This window comes from Pseudomonas sp. FW306-02-D09B, from assembly GCF_058782685.1.
The window spans coordinates 209,165-223,128 of sequence record NZ_JBYSXY010000011.1; the positions used below are offsets into that span (position 1 = coordinate 209,165).

Below are 13,964 nucleotides of genomic sequence, written 5' to 3' on the forward strand. Positions count from 1 at the left end.
TTCCTACCGCGCCTGTCCGCGTGATCTGACTTACGCAGCAGTAAAACGTGACTACCATCGTGTAATGATCGAGCGACTAGCTCCCTGTCGAACGATTTTCAGGTTTTGAAGGCGCGGACTACTGCACTGAGCTGATGTCCGCCATGCTGGGGAGCAGTTTGGTCAGCGTTCCTGTTTGATCGTAGAGGAGGGGACGTATGGAACAGCTCAATGAGCAGTCTAAGGAAGGCATTATCACATCTGCACCAGCCGATCCTAGTCGTGTCATCGCCTCACTGTCCCGCGACGGAGTCAGTCTCGAGCTGAAGACAATTGACCTTTGTTTTCTGGCCGGGCTCTATCTGCGCGCAGACAAGGCTGCTCTGGCGTCGTTCGAGGAGGAAGTGCTCGTGGATCTATTTGGTCAGGTCTGCGATATCGTCGAACCCACTGCGGAAAATCCACGTAAACGTGCCACTCATGCCATTCAACGCATGCGCGAGCAGCGCATGCTCGCTCGTGTTGATGGCGCGGGCGTAGTTCAAGCGGGCGAATACGCCCTGACTAGACTGGCAGCTGCGGTAGTGGAGTATTTTTTAGCGGATGAGGCCCTCACTCGAGAGAGTCTGACGCTGCTGACTGGCACCCTTCGTGCGCAATTGGTCGCGATATTGGAGGCTGCAAAAAAGGCAGGGGATGAACGGGCGTGGCGGGAGGGAGTTATCGGGCCGCTGCGGGTGACGGTGGGTGATCTGGTGGCGGGCATCGAGCGTCGTCAACGCGGACTTGATGCTCAGCAGGAGGAGGTGCAGTCCGAGATCGCTCAGTTGTTGGTAACCGATTGGTTTCATGCAGTGGATCGCTGTCAGGCACTGCTGGATACCACGACAGTCACACTACGTGAGCTTAACGAGGTTTTGCTACGTGACACTCATCACCTGGTCGAATCTCTACAGCACATCCAGTCGCTTGCCAACGTGGCTCAGTATGTCGAAGCCGAAGAGGTTGCTCAGCGCGTGATCGAGCACATTGACCGTATAGCCGATTGGGGAGGTGCCCGGCAGCACGCTTGGTCTGAATACTATCGACGGGTGCATCGTTATCTACGCGATGTAGTTCGACTGGATCCTGATCGGGCGTTGAGTCAGCGGCTGCTTGATCAATTGGCTGCCTGGCCATCGAAGCCATTTTATCTACTGGTAACGCAGGTGCCTTCGATTCGCCTTTTACGTTCGCTAGAACTTAAAGTCGAGCGTCCGGCGGTGGAACGTGCTCGAGTTGATCGTGAGACGAATCCGCAATGGGTCGAGCCTGAGGATAGGATCGCAGATATAGAGGCCCTGACCAAAGCAGCCGTTGAGGGCGGTGCCGGCACGCTTACTGCGGTGCTTGAGCAGGTACTTGCCGCGCTCCCCTTATCTGAGCATTACCTGGCTGTCGGGCGGGTAGCGAGCGTACTAGTCAAAATTGTCCAGGTTTCCAGTGCAAGAGAACGTCAATGGGAAATGGTGCTCGGTAAGCTGGAAGTCGAGGAGTGGGGCATAGGCATGAATAAGGAGAAGTTTTAATGGAGGCAGGATTCCAAACTCTCGAATCGGTCATCGGCGATGAGAGTTTTCCCGAAGTTGACCTGATGCTGCGACGTGGCCGTCATATCGGTCGCGACGACGGTCTGCTTTACGAGTATTTGGTCGATGCCCAGACGCTGCTCGAGCTTTTTTACCACCGGTTTGGTTGTGAGTTGGTTCAGCGTAGCGACGGCTTTTTTTACTTGCTCCCCACCGGAGACCGACTAGGCCGCCGACAGTTATCCGCAAGTGAAATGTTAGTCGGGCAGACGCTCGCACTACTTTATCTGGACCCCTCCACCCTTCAGCACTCCGGGGTGGTGAGCCGCGATGATGTATTGCAGCGGCTGTCGGGGTTACTTGGTGCCAAACGATTGTTCTTTGCACTTAATCCGCGCAAACGCAGCGAGCGTAACTACATCGAGCACACGGCGGGTGAATCCATCCGTTCGCAAATGGCAGAAGTGTTGCGTCGTCTGGCTGAGTTGGGTTTTATCGACATTTTCGAGGAGAACCGTATTCGGATGCGCCCGGCGTTGATGCGTTTTGCGGACCCGGTACGTGGTCTTGAGGATTCCCAGTCAGCGCTTGAGCAACTGGTCAGTCGTGGCGAGTTGGCAGTCGGGAGCAGCGAGGATGAAGAAAGCGCACAGAGTGAAGAAGGGAGCGATTCATGAGCCGAACGCGCGCCGTTGCTCTGGCCTTGGTGAACTGGAAAGGTGTGTTCTATGAACGGTATTTGCTTGATCGGCATGTCACTGCGTTGGAAGGTGCCAATGGTTCAGGTAAGACCACAGTAATGATTGCTGCCTACGTCGTGTTATTGCCTGATATGTCACGGCTGCGCTTCACCAACCTTGGCGAGACAGGCGCGACGGGTGGCGATAAAGGGATCTGGGGGCGGCTAGGCGAAGCGGGGCGGCCCTCATACGTCGTCCTTGAGTTTTCTCTGGAGGGGCAGCGTCGCCTGATTGCCGGTGTACAGCTGGAACGCAAAGGTGAACCTTCTGTAGACCCCACTCCATTCATTATTTCAGGCTTGGAAGATAAGGTTCGCCTACAGGACTTGTTGTTGCTTCCCCAAGGTGACAGCGAAGTGGTGCCTGAACTGCAAGAGCTGCGCGAGACCAGCGCTCGGCTCGGTGGGCGCCTGCAGGTATTCCCTTCAGCTCGGGAATACTTCGCGACGCTGTTCGAACAGGGCGTGCTGCCGATGCGGATGGGCATCGATGAGGAGCGCAACAAATTCAACGAAATGCTACGTACCAGCATGACGGGCGGAATTTCCCGCGCGTTGACATCGGAGCTCCGCGGTTTTCTGCTCAAAGAGGAGAACGGCTTGGCCGATACCCTTCAGCGCATGAAGGCCAACCTCGATGCTTGCAGACGTACCCGCACAGAAGTACAGGAGTCGCGGCGTCTGGAACAGGAAATCGGTGATGTGTTCAACGCTGGTCAGGCGATGTTCACAGCAGCCTTTCTGGCCGTTCGCGAGCGCGCCGATGAGTTAGAGCGCCGAGTGGCTGAAGCGCAAAGACTCTATGCAGAAGCAACGCAAGCTTATGCCCATGCCGAACAGGCTCTAGTCGTAACCGAAGGGGAACTGGAGGCGGCCGAGGTACAGCTTATTGAAACTAGTCATTTGCTCACGCAGGCAAAGGATTGGTTCGTGCGCATGCGTGATGCAGTTGCAGCGGTACAAGCCTTGAATCACTGCCGAGAGGTTTTGGAGGCGGCGGAGGTCGAGGCTGCGCAGGCACTTGAGCAGCGGCAACACGCCGAAGATATCTTTGAGCGTCGACGCGAAGAGCGCCATCGTGCGCAGAACGACTACGAAATAGCCGTCCAGGGGCAGATCGACCTGGAGGCAGGTATCGGGGAGCTATACCGTCGCGCGGGAGCCTATCGACAGGCGACGTTGCGTCTTAAGGAGGTGCAGGAGTTATTGGCAGTTCAAGCAATCGTCGTTGCCGAATTTGACGGTTGGCAAGTTCACTCCCGCCATGAGCTCGAAGCGGTTGATCGAGAGCGCCGTACGCTGACGACTCGGCTGGCCGATGCAGAGGATCATCGGCAACGCCATGGTGTCGCAATGGCGGCCCTGCTTGCCGTGGTTGGTGAGATACCCATAGTGGCGACCGAGGCATATCAGGTCGCTGGTGATGTCTTGAGTCGTTACCGTGATGAGTTGGTCTTGGCAGAACGCCTGCCGTCGATCGCTCGAGCCATCGAGTCTCAGCGTCCGCTTGTGGAGCATCAGGCGAGGGCTCGCCTGCTGGCTGATCAATTGGCTATCGTTTGGCCAATAGAGTCGGCTGCTCAGACGATTAGATCGTTACTGAGCGGTGTTGAAGCCGAGCGTAGTGTTTATGAGCAGAATAGTCGTGACGCCCAACAGATACTTCAGTCTACTCAAGCCGAGATGCAAAACATGGAGGTCAGGCAATTTGAGCTCAATGCACTGGAGCCGCTTTGGCGTGAACACGCCGCGAGAGCATTGCAGATCAGCGAACATTTGGGTGTTCAACTAATCAACCGGGCCGATTTGAACTCAGCGCGTATTGCACTGGATAAAGAGCTTTCCGAGATACGAGACATTGAAGCTGCCACCCAGATAGAACACGAGCGCCTGATTCACGAGTCCCGGATGTTACTCACGTCTGGAGGCCCATTCCCAACGGAGCTTCTGCGTTTGCGCGATCAGATCGGTGCTGATTTGCTGGCCGCTAATTTCGACGACGTGGGACTTCATGAGGCGGCAGTATTGGAAGCACGACTTGGCCCATTGAGTCAGGCGCTTGTTGTCGATGATCCTGAGGAAGTTGCTAAGCGTCTGCATCAACGCTCTCAATCATTGGTTGATGTATTGCTGATATCGAGAGATGCCAACCTGGAGTCTTGGCTACTCGCATCCGAGCTGGACGTTGGCAATGATAGTGATGTGATCGTGTCGGAGGGTATGGCATTACGCGTTTCGAGAGTCCCGGAACGCCCGCGGCTTGGCCGACGAGCTCGGGAGGTCCGGGCTCAGGAGTTACGTGCCGAGGCAGAAGTCCGAGCGTTGGCGCTGGACGCTTTGCACAGTAAACGAAGTTTTTTGGAGCGTTTGGTTGATGAGGGGAATCAGTTATTGGCCGAGCATGGGCTATGGCTTTCTGAGGACCCAGCGTTAACCAAAGTCGCATTGCGGCAGCGGATTGTAGCAGCAGAAGTATTGAGCGAATCGCTTCGCACAAAAGTCTTGAGTTACGACCAAGCGGTTCAAGCACTTGTATCTCGCCTCGAAGGCTTGCGTACTCTGTTGTCGGATGCCTTCATGCTCGAAGAGTCGGATCATGCCGAACGCTTGGCCGAGCTGGAAGACGAACAGCGGGACGCCTTGACTGCTCAGCAAGTGACAGCGCGCAATAAGCCTTCCGTGGACATCATTGAGAGGGACATGACCGTATTGCGTCAGTTACCGTTGGAAACTGATGAGGTCGAACGGTTACGTCTGCGTGTTGCGGGTCTCCAGGGTCAAAGAGAGCGTCTGATGTCAGCAATCGAGTCACTTGATTTTCTGGTTGCTAACAGCCACGCACTTGACTGGTCTGATGCTCCACTGCGATTGGAGGTTGAACAGGCGCTACTTCCAGCACTTAAGGCGCAACTTGATGAGGCAAAGTCGGCTCAGACGGCTGCTGAGGTGGCTGAAAACGATGCGCAAAAGTTGCATGGTGTAGCAACCGAACACTGTCAGCTTGCCAACCTTGCGTGGCAGACTGCCTTGCGAGACAACGCTACCGCCATCAGCCGTTTCGAGGCGTTGGCAATTCCATCACCCAGTGTGGCGGCCTTGGGGGAAGCCGAGAAAGAAGTTGAACGCATTGACGAAGCGTTGAAAGCGCAGAATGACAATCGCGACACATTGGTAGAGTCGATTGGAAAGCAGAAAAATATAGTCGAGACCGCTCAGCAGAGAATGAACTCGATGAGTGAAAAACTGGCCAGCGAGCGACGCGAAGCCGATCCCGCAATCACGCGATGGGAACATTTGCAGGAAATGGTCGCCGCCAATGGTTTGAAGGCAGGAATCCAGTCATCAAGCGAGCAGTTCAATGAGGAGCGCGGATCACCCAATTTGCGTCAGCGGGCTCAGGCTTTTCGCATTTTACTGCTTGAACGTCTCAGGCATGCGCAGGGTGGTGATGCGCTAGTGAAGCAGTTCGAACAGCAGGAAAATGCGGACGCTACCTCTGATGATGTGCATCTGGATCTTTGGCTCACTGTTCGGAATTGGTTACGGCATCGACTACCTGCACAAATCGCAGAAGTCGATGATCCACGTGAATCCCTGCGTCGCCTTCGTGAGCAGCTATCTGGTTTGGAAGAGCGCCTGATGCGTCAGGAAAGCGATCTGCGCGGTGCAAGCGAGGATGTTGCCCGTGGCATCGATGTACAGGTACGTAAGGCGCGCGGTCAGGTCAATCGTCTCAATCAACGTTTGGAAGGTGTTAGTTTCGGTAGCATCCAGAGTATCCGTGTGCGCTTGAGTCCGGTCGAGCGGATGGAAAACGTCTTGCACGCACTACGCGACGGAGCTGCTCAGCAACTGTTGTTTCAGGAAAACATGCCGATCGAAGATGCTCTGGTCGAAATTTTCCAACGTTACGGTGGAAGCAAGAGCGGCGGGCAGCGTTTGCTTGACTATCGAGAGTACGTACATCTGCAAGTGGAAATCCGTCGTATGGCGGGTTCTGATTGGGAAGTTGCCAATCCAACGCGGCTATCGACCGGGGAAGCCATTGGAGTCGGTGCGGCGTTGATGATTGTGATCCTCAGTGAATGGGAGCGCGATGCCAACTTGCTACGTGGCAGGAGATCCCACGGTTCATTACGATTTTTGTTTCTCGACGAAGCTAATCGCCTTGATCCGGATAATCTCGGTGTGTTGTTTGATTTGTGCCAGACGTTGGATCTGCAACTGTTGATTGCTGCGCCCGAGGTCGCTCGTGTTGAAGGTAATACCACCTATCGCTTAGTCCGTGATATCACCCCGGATGGGCGAGAGGAGGTGCGGGTTACTGGACGACGTACACGGGCGGACTCTTGATGTGGCAGACACCGCAGCAATGTCTGGCACTGCTTGAATTGCTTGTGCGCTCAACACTAAAGCGTCGTAGTTCGCAAAGTATCGTTTTTGATGTGCTGGCTGAGCTTCCCTGGACCCGCGCAACCGGGCGTCGGGATGAAATTGCTCTGGTGACAGATCGTCGTGCTGAGCTCGTTGAACTGATCGAGCGTGTTTGGCCGCAGTGGCATGAAGTGCTGGCGCAATTGACAGCTAACGATTTACCACCCACGCCAGAAGGTTGGGGAAAGCTGCAAGACACTCATCGCGCCGACAACTTGCCATTACTCCCATCTCGCCTTAACCAACGTACAGCGGCGGCGTTGGTTGCACCGCATTCCAAGGCGTTGCTTACAGCGAGCAGACGAGTAGCTCTTGGCACAACTGAAGCAACCCACGACGGGTTGGCCAGAATACGACCCACTCGGGGGCTGATGGGGCGGAGTCCGAGGGGGGATCTGGATCTTGAAGCATTGGCATACGTACTTGGGGAACTACCTATCCCAGAGCGTGCTTTGCGGGACGGGCTAGTGCTTGAGGGGACAATTCGCGCCGTATTGCTGGTGGAAAATCTGGGCACCTGGCGTGATTTCCCTGAAATGGAAGGCTGGTTGCTGGTCCATGTTCCCGGTTGGGATACTGCAACAGTACTCTTGCTGTTGAACTGTATTGGTCCAGACATACCAATGATCCACTTCGGTGATCTGGACCCTAATGGGGTCCGCATTTATCTACATCTACGGGAGAAATGCCCTAGATTGCGCTGGTTTGTTCCATCGTTTTGGAGCGAATGCGTCAAACCCCGATCGCTTGGTAAACCATGGCCTGCTGATCTTCATATGGTCGACGTCCCAGCATTGCTGGGAGATCTTATAAAGAGCAAGAGCTGGCTCGAACAGGAGCCACTGGTGGTCGATGTCAGAATAGTGAGGGCGTTAGAGGCACTATTACAGTGATAACTGCCGTCGCGGGCTAGCGCCCCTCCAACAACTCCGCCGCCTGATCCAGCAACGCCAAAGGCTCTTTAGCCTTGTGAATATCCACCGACAACAACTGCCGAAACTTGCGCGCCCCCGGAAAACCGGTGCCCAAGCCCAACACATGCCGAGTGATATGGTGCATCGCACCGCCAGCGTCCAGGTGCGCAGCGATATAAGGCCGCAACTGTGCCAGCGCCTCAGCCCGCGAAATCACCGGCGCCGTGCTGCCGAAAAGTTGCTGATCCACCTCAGCCATCACATAAGGATTGTGATACGCCTCACGGCCCAGCATCACGCCGTCAAAGGTCTGCAAATGCTCGTGACAGGCCTCCAGCGTCTTGATTCCACCGTTGAGAATAATCTCCAGTTCCGGGAAATCCGTCTTCAACTGCGCCGCCACGTCATAGCGCAACGGTGGAATGTCCCGATTCTCCTTCGGCGACAACCCCTCCAGAATCGCAATCCGCGCGTGCACGGTAAAACTGGTGCAGCCGGCATCCCGAACCGTCCCGACGAAATCACACAGCTGCGCGTAACTGTCCCGCCCATTGATCCCGATCCGGTGCTTCACCGTCACCGGAATCGACACCGCATCGCGCATCGCCTTCACACACTCCGCCACCAACACCGGATGCGCCATCAGGCACGCACCAATCATATTGTTCTGCACCCGATCACTCGGACAGCCGACATTGAGGTTCACCTCGTCGTAACCGTGCTCCTGCGCCATGCGCGCGCACGCGGCCAGGTCGGCTGGGACGCTACCGCCTAACTGCAGCGCGAGCGGGTGTTCGGCTTCGTTGTGACGGAGGAAACGCTCGTGATCGCCATTGAGGAGCGCGCCGGTGGTGACCATTTCTGTGTAGAGGAGCGCGTGCTTGGAGAGCAGGCGCAGGAAGAAACGGCAATGGCGGTCGGTCCAATCCATCATCGGGGCGACGGAGAAGCGGCGGGAGAGGGATTGGGGTGTGGTTGGCGTGGTAAGTAAGGGCATGGGTATCTGGATCGGTGGGGCGAGGCGGCAGTTTATCAGGAATGGGGTGGGATGGCTGAAAAGGGGGGAGCGCTGTGTCGGGTGTCTCGGTGTGCCTTCAACCCTGGACTATTATGATCAGTTAGGCAGGCAGTCTTCGTAGGCCAATGCTTGTGTGCTCAATCCCCCCCGACCTCGTTCAAACCGCACTGAGGAGAACACGATGAACAGCAATCTCGCAGCGTTATCCGTTGTCTTTGCGATGGGTTGCCTTGGGTCATCAACGGGGTGGGCTGAGCCCGGCGCTTACATCATGGTTACCCCAAAAGACATCAAGTGGGCCGATAACCCTGCTTTACCAAAGGGGGCAAAAACCGCCGTCATCCAGGGCGACCCTAAGGCTGGCCCATATATCGTGCGAGTAAAACTCCCGCCGAACTATATTATTCCCGCCCACACTCATCCCGACGAGCGCACGGTCACCGTGATCTCGGGTACGTGGTATCACGGTGATGGGGATAAATTCGATGCGACAAAACTGCATGAGTTTCCGGTCGGAAGTATTTTTGGCGAGGGTCACGTGAGGCACTTTGGGGCAAGCAAGGGCACAGAGGTCATCCTTCAGGTGGAGGGCCCAGGCCCAAACGGGATTGACTACGTCAACCCGGCAGACGATCCAAGAAAAAAATAGTGTTCACGCTGTAATTCGGGGACAGACACATGATGTCTGGATTGAGTGATTAAGCAGCTGCCAAATGAATCGTGGTCTGTCCCCGATTTGCTCTTTCATGTTGCTCGAAGCTAATGACACACAGCCGGGTGGAGCATTGATGGTGTCGCGCCTCATCGACCTTGTGGTCATTCGCATACTACGAACGTGGGTTCAGCAAGGTGCTGCTTCAGGATGGCTGAGGGCCTTGTCTGATGCACGTGTCGCTCGTGCTCTGAAAGCGATCCACGAAGCGCCCGGTCAGCAGTGGAGCATCAATGCACTGGCGGCGATTGCTGGCATGTCACGGTCCAACTTCTGCGAGCGGTTCAACACGCTGGTAGGACGTCCCCCTTTGCGATATCAGAATGAGTGGCGGTTGACGCTAGCCAAAAACATGCTTTTGAAGGGACACAGTCGTGTTGGTGAGGTCGGCTTCGCGATTGGATATGAATCGGAAGCTGCTTTTAGCCGTGCCTACAAAGCTTTTTTCGGTCGCTCGCCGCGTGACGATAACACCTGGACTGCCCCTGAAGGTCAGAATTAAATCGAGGCGTTTGGAGGCTTAGTTCTCGATAGTCAATGGGTGTCCCCTTTATTTGGAAAAGGTTTAGGGCAAAATCAGGGCAGATTCGGGGGCGCGATAGGCAGCAGCACGCCACGCGACTAGGATGAAATCGCCTTGTTTGATGGCCTGCAGCGGTCGACAGAGACGTCTGAAGGATTCTAAATCAAAGGGAACGCCCATTATGGTCCGGACCGGGCTGGGGACGTGGTCATTGGTGCTCGATACGGTGCTGTGTAAGAATAGCCGTCGATAAGGAAAGCTGACGTTGAGATTGGATGGGCGTTTTTCAGCGTCAGTTATATAAAATTTAGGAGTGAGCGTATGGCAACCGTTGTAGGTTTTATCAGTGAGAAAGGAGGCGTTGGTAAGACTACGTCGTGTTATCACGTGGCTGTTGCGTTGAATCGTTACCATGGTAAAAGAGTATTGGTGATAGATGCGGATTATCAGCGTGGAGGAATTTCTGGTAGATTTTTTCCAGATTTAATTGAAGATTTCGGTACCGTAAATCCAGTAGGTTCTACGTTGTATCAGAAGTTCCAGCAGCTATACAGTGCCACGGTTCAAACTTCTGATATAGATATAGTTCAGTTTACTGATGGGCTTGATTTGGCGCCGGCTGATTTTCGATTGTCTACCGTATCAGTGAATAAGCTACCAAGTACAAATAATATTAGAGAGAATAACTTCTCTCTGCTTGCACATATGAAGACAATTGATTTGGTTTTACGTCCGCTTCATGAGCAATATGACTATGTGTTGATAGACTCTCATCCTGAGATTTCGGATGTTTTGAAGTCTATAATATACGCCTCTCATTACTGTGTGTCCCCCGTAAAACTTGACAGGCAGTCAGCAATTGGTGTTGCGTCAGTTATGGCTGAGATTTCGAATGTTAACTCTGATATAGCTATGATTCGAAGTGCTTTGAATATAGAGGATGACTATCAAAATACTATCTTCTCTGGCGCAATCGGGATGATGGCGAGAGAGTATGCAGAGGCTTTGAAGTATACAGAGCATTCCGAGTACAATCTTCTGAGAAGATCTGGGCCGGTGTTTGAGAACTACGTTACAGAGGGTGATGGATTAAGGATGGCTGCTGCAAACAGACAGGCAGTTTATGATGTCGGTGGAGCTAATGCTGCAAAACAGGCTCAGCAGTTTCGTGACTTAACAGTTGAATTTATGCGGACATGCCCATGATTGATCTTACTCAGTTGATTTCCTGGCTTGGTGTCGAAGGTGCGCAAGCAGGTTTAGATAAAAGTGATTTGACGATATCCGAGATCTTGGATTTGATGCCCGGGGATAAACCGCCTATAAATAGCAAGATGCGGCGACTTGACGTTATTGATATGGTCATTGATCTCAAGCGTAAGGAGCTTTATAAGACTCCAGAAGAACTCATGGATATGGATATCGATGCGCTGAAGTTGTATTTTTCTGACTATAGATTTACTAGGCAGGAGCTCTTGACCTTGCTTGAGGCCTTGGATATTCGACCAAGTGGCGAAGCACGAAAAAAACTGAATGACTTTGCCGCTCGAGAGATAAGCGAGATAGGCCGCTTTAGGCGTGTGGCTCATGGGAAACCTACAGTCGAAAATACTCGGATAAAATAAAGTCAGCGCAATAGTATGTTTTGTATTGCTGGCTAGATTGCATGACGCAATGAGAGGCTTCGAATTCAGAAAGGCGGGGCTTCTCATTTTTGCGATTGTAGGCTTCGCTTGATATGACTTCGACTCCGTCCGGAAAATCTCAGCATGGCAGCGACAAGCTTGCGACAGGATTCTCTATCTGCTCGCTTAATTGCTAGGTACGCTCCGCCTGGGCCGTCCTACAGAGGGGGAAGGCCCGGAGCGTACTTCAGCAAATTGTTAGGCTTTCGTAAGCTGGTCAAACACCTGTTGTATTAGCTGGAATAACTGCGTATCACCACCTTTGTCTGGGTGAAGCCGCTGACGTAATGAGCGATACCTATTTTTTAGCTCATCTGGTTGAGGAAAACTGGAAAATCCAAAGATTTCGTAATATTTCATGGAGCTGTTTGATTCTTGGGGCCAAGATGAATTGCGCCGTAGGCTTTCATTTTCTCTGTACATTTCATCGTAAGCAGCTTGGAGTCGAGAGACCTCTTGTCTCAGTCTATTGATTTCAAGCTTTTCATTTTCTTTAAAAATTTCTACCGCCCGTAATGGAGTCGGAGCCGTAATTTCGCAACAAGCTATGAATCCTTGAGCATACAAAGCGCTTATTTCATTGCTTATCATTCCGTATGGTCCATTGGGGATGGCAAGGATTACTTTATCTTTTCTGATTAATGTATATGGGTGTAAAGGCGCAAACACAATTCATCTCGCTCAAGAAATTGACTGTAAATAGAATCAAAGGGGGCAGGTTTATTCATGCCATGGAAATAGGTTGTTTTTCAGTTCGGGCGAACGGTCAGCGATGGAGTGCCCGCTCGGCCCGTTTCATGGCCGCAGCGACCCTCTTTTCCCATTCGGCTGGAAGTTCAATTGTGAGTTCTAGATTGTAAGCTCCGGAAGTAGGATTAGGTGTTATTATTTCTGTTAGAAGCTTAGGTATTTTGGCTGTTTGTTCAATTATTTCACCTGCCACACCGATGAATAGGTCACGTACCTCCGAAAAGTCGTCATCTACTCTCGTAAAGCGAACCGATTCCTCCCATAGCAATGTATTAGAACAAACTTCTCCATAAAGTCTACAAGCGCTGACGATGTCAACGTCACTTCCTGCAATACCTGGCTCGCCCCACGTTCGGGCTAATTCAAAGTTGGTGAGATTACTAAATGCGGCCACGATTAACAGTATCTCTTGTGACTTGTCACTAAGCCATGAAAACGAATCTTCTCTATCTATACGCTGAATGGATCTTGTATATAGCCCGCGCTTCAGTGCATCCCATCGCTGTGCTGTAGGAGCTATTTCAAATCTTAGAACCTCTGCAGTAAGCAAATACTCCCAGTACGCATCCTTTTCGATAATTAATCGCTCAGCAAGATAACTCAATCTACCAAATTCTTCGAGATGTCGTTTTTCATACCTATGTCTAACTTCTGCAGCGGTTTTCCCGATCTGCTCAGAAATTTGTTTTTCATGCTCACGCTGCCACTCAAACAAAAGGCCCGGTGGGTACCTGCTGGGACTATCATCAATTTTCTTGTGACAGTTCCCGCACAACCAGATTGCATTGGTAATTGCACTGCGATCAGAGGACGCCATTTTCTCATCATATCGAGCGGAGCCAGGGTGAGCCCCATATATATGCGCGGCCTCTCCCACATTAACAGAACCATTGGGCTCACTTGTTGGCCCACTTGTGACGGCTCCACAATCAGGGTTTGCGCATCGATTAGCCGCTCTTTTTGCCAATGTTGCGATGACAGATTGTTTGAAGCGATCGTCGGTACTCATTACTTCTCCCCAAATGAATGGTAGGCAGCGGCCAAGCCTGAAAGTCCGTTTTTGGCCGATAGCTGGCGGTTACATGAGGCCCAATCCCTTCGGTCGAGCCAAGCCTTGCTTGATATGACCTGCGTTTTCGCCAATTGCGTGAAGCGTCCCTCGCACGGTCTCGCCCAACTCTGCAATGTTTTGTCGTTCTGCCCACAGGTTAGCTCCATCACTGCCGCTTCCAGGGCCAGTTGATTGTGATATAGCCTTTCCAGCACATCCGTCAGTGAGTACTCGCTTGCCACGATTACCGACTCCTTTCGAAAGAACTCAAGCATAGCAGCGACAGTGCTCGTGATTGGGGCCGAAACTGGTTGCTTAATTTTTGCTACAGAAAACGGAGCAGACGGAAAGAAGCAGAAGTTGGAGAATGGTATTGGTACGAAAGTGGTACGGAGAATATCATGTGGCTCTGAGAGCCTTTGTTTACAAAGCAAAGATGCTTAATGCGGCCAACTCATCATCGGGGCTATGGGGAGCAAGTAGAGGAGTTTTTTACGATTGAATCCAGCTTCCAGGGGGTGTCAGAAATTTTGTGTTCGGGCATAACATGAGTAAGAGGTGCATGTATGCCAACCAAAAAGAAACCTGCGT

Annotated in this window: 11 protein-coding genes and 1 pseudogene; 8 read left to right on the forward strand and 4 right to left on the reverse strand. The window is 52.7% G+C overall.

Going from position 1 to position 13,964, the window contains the following annotated elements; translation table 11 throughout:
• Window positions 1-197: 197 nt before the first annotated feature.
• From AC3WK5_RS19325 to AC3WK5_RS19340, 4 genes are read left to right on the forward strand one after another with little or no spacing between them, the layout of a single operon-like run.
• Entirely contained in the window at window positions 198-1,547 is a 1,350-nt protein-coding gene (locus AC3WK5_RS19325; protein WP_103315310.1) for a condensin subunit MukF, read from the forward strand.
• A complete protein-coding gene (locus AC3WK5_RS19330; protein ID WP_103315309.1) occupies window positions 1,547-2,224 on the forward strand; it encodes a chromosome partition protein MukE in 678 nt (225 codons plus the stop codon). The genes AC3WK5_RS19325 and AC3WK5_RS19330 overlap by 1 nt, the downstream gene beginning before the upstream one ends.
• Window positions 2,221-6,639 (forward strand): chromosome partition protein MukB, encoded by a 4,419-nt coding sequence (mukB, locus tag AC3WK5_RS19335; RefSeq protein WP_103315308.1) that lies wholly within the window; start codon window positions 2,221-2,223, stop codon window positions 6,637-6,639. Before AC3WK5_RS19330 ends, mukB begins: the two co-directional genes overlap by 4 nt.
• The gene (locus AC3WK5_RS19340; protein WP_103315307.1) at window positions 6,639-7,613 is read left to right on the forward strand and encodes a Wadjet anti-phage system protein JetD domain-containing protein; all 975 of its coding nucleotides are present in this window, start codon (window positions 6,639-6,641) and stop codon (window positions 7,611-7,613) included. The genes mukB and AC3WK5_RS19340 overlap by 1 nt, the downstream gene beginning before the upstream one ends.
• Window positions 7,614-7,629: 16 nt before the next feature.
• On the opposite strand, the gene dusA is transcribed toward AC3WK5_RS19340, so the two are convergent.
• Complete coding sequence (gene dusA, locus AC3WK5_RS19345) at window positions 7,630-8,631, reverse strand: tRNA dihydrouridine(20/20a) synthase DusA (RefSeq protein ID WP_103315306.1); 1,002 nt, start codon at window positions 8,629-8,631, stop codon at window positions 7,630-7,632.
• 202 nt (window positions 8,632-8,833) lie between these two features.
• On the opposite strand from dusA, the gene AC3WK5_RS19350 reads away from it, so the two are divergent.
• From AC3WK5_RS19350 to AC3WK5_RS19365, 4 genes are all read left to right on the forward strand, one after another.
• Complete coding sequence (locus tag AC3WK5_RS19350) at window positions 8,834-9,301, forward strand: cupin domain-containing protein (protein ID WP_103315305.1); 468 nt, start codon at window positions 8,834-8,836, stop codon at window positions 9,299-9,301.
• Between the two features lie 64 nt (window positions 9,302-9,365).
• The gene (locus AC3WK5_RS19355; protein WP_256585134.1) at window positions 9,366-9,866 is read left to right on the forward strand and encodes an AraC family transcriptional regulator; all 501 of its coding nucleotides are present in this window, start codon (window positions 9,366-9,368) and stop codon (window positions 9,864-9,866) included.
• Window positions 9,867-10,208: 342 nt separating this feature from the next.
• On the forward strand, window positions 10,209-11,093 hold the full coding sequence (locus AC3WK5_RS19360; protein WP_103315304.1) for a ParA family protein: 885 nt from the start codon (window positions 10,209-10,211) through the stop codon (window positions 11,091-11,093).
• Entirely contained in the window at window positions 11,090-11,512 is a 423-nt protein-coding gene (locus AC3WK5_RS19365) for a hypothetical protein (RefSeq protein WP_218275942.1), read from the forward strand. The genes AC3WK5_RS19360 and AC3WK5_RS19365 overlap by 4 nt, the downstream gene beginning before the upstream one ends.
• A 258-nt stretch (window positions 11,513-11,770) precedes the next feature.
• On the opposite strand, the gene AC3WK5_RS19370 is transcribed toward AC3WK5_RS19365, so the two are convergent.
• From AC3WK5_RS19370 to AC3WK5_RS19380, 3 genes and pseudogenes are all read right to left on the reverse strand, one after another.
• Complete coding sequence (locus AC3WK5_RS19370; protein WP_146039802.1) at window positions 11,771-12,241, reverse strand: J domain-containing protein; 471 nt, start codon at window positions 12,239-12,241, stop codon at window positions 11,771-11,773.
• A 97-nt stretch (window positions 12,242-12,338) separates the two neighbouring features.
• Window positions 12,339-13,331 carry an HNH endonuclease gene (locus AC3WK5_RS19375; protein ID WP_103315302.1) on the reverse strand — a complete coding sequence of 331 codons (993 nt, stop codon included), beginning with the start codon at window positions 13,329-13,331 and terminating at the stop codon, window positions 12,339-12,341.
• Window positions 13,332-13,400: 69 nt separating this feature from the next.
• Window positions 13,401-13,615, reverse strand: a pseudogene (locus tag AC3WK5_RS19380) (hypothetical protein).
• Window positions 13,616-13,964: the final 349 nt, after the last annotated feature.

Bases quoted from the DNA above. Each gene is read 5' to 3' on its own strand.
- AC3WK5_RS19350 (WP_103315305.1), top strand. From the start codon at position 8,834: ATGAACAGCAATCTCGCAGCGTTATCCGTTGTCTTTGCGATGGGTTGC.
- AC3WK5_RS19375 (WP_103315302.1), bottom strand. From the start codon at position 13,331: ATGAGTACCGACGATCGCTTCAAACAATCTGTCATCGCAACATTGGCA.
- AC3WK5_RS19325 (WP_103315310.1), top strand. From the start codon at position 198: ATGGAACAGCTCAATGAGCAGTCTAAGGAAGGCATTATCACATCTGCA.
- AC3WK5_RS19355 (WP_256585134.1), top strand. From the start codon at position 9,366: ATGAATCGTGGTCTGTCCCCGATTTGCTCTTTCATGTTGCTCGAAGCT.
- AC3WK5_RS19365 (WP_218275942.1), top strand. From the start codon at position 11,090: ATGATTGATCTTACTCAGTTGATTTCCTGGCTTGGTGTCGAAGGTGCG.
- mukB (WP_103315308.1), top strand. From the start codon at position 2,221: ATGAGCCGAACGCGCGCCGTTGCTCTGGCCTTGGTGAACTGGAAAGGT.
- dusA (WP_103315306.1), bottom strand. From the start codon at position 8,631: ATGCCCTTACTTACCACGCCAACCACACCCCAATCCCTCTCCCGCCGC.
- AC3WK5_RS19360 (WP_103315304.1), top strand. From the start codon at position 10,209: ATGGCAACCGTTGTAGGTTTTATCAGTGAGAAAGGAGGCGTTGGTAAG.
- AC3WK5_RS19330 (WP_103315309.1), top strand. From the start codon at position 1,547: ATGGAGGCAGGATTCCAAACTCTCGAATCGGTCATCGGCGATGAGAGT.
- AC3WK5_RS19340 (WP_103315307.1), top strand. From the start codon at position 6,639: ATGTGGCAGACACCGCAGCAATGTCTGGCACTGCTTGAATTGCTTGTG.